1 pseudogene is annotated in these 254 nt (G+C 65.7%); it reads left to right on the top strand.

What is annotated here, in order from left to right:
* Window positions 1-254: pseudogene (locus tag FCK22_RS18425) on the top strand (SAM-dependent methyltransferase); the annotation flags it as partial.

Here is a 254-nt window from a genome sequence, read left to right as displayed (position 1 = left end):
GGGCGTGGCGCAATCGGTGATCCTGACCCGCACCTCGGGCCGCGCCACGGCGATGCCCGAAGGCGAGACCCTGGCCAATTTCGCCCGCACTGGAGCGACGCTGGCCATCCACCTGTCGGTGCATGTGTTGATAAAGTCGTCGAAGAACTGACCCCGCATTACGGTGCCGATTGCCCCGTCGCCGTGGTCTGGCGTGCAAGCTGGCCCGATCAGCGCATCGTCAAGGCGACGCTTGCCACCCTGCGCACTGAAGT

This window comes from Sulfitobacter sp. 15WGC (assembly GCF_005068605.1).
GTDB lineage: Bacteria > Pseudomonadota > Alphaproteobacteria > Rhodobacterales > Rhodobacteraceae > Sulfitobacter > Sulfitobacter faviae.
Note: the sequence above shows the minus strand (reverse complement) of the source record. Positions and strands in the feature narration are given on the sequence as shown.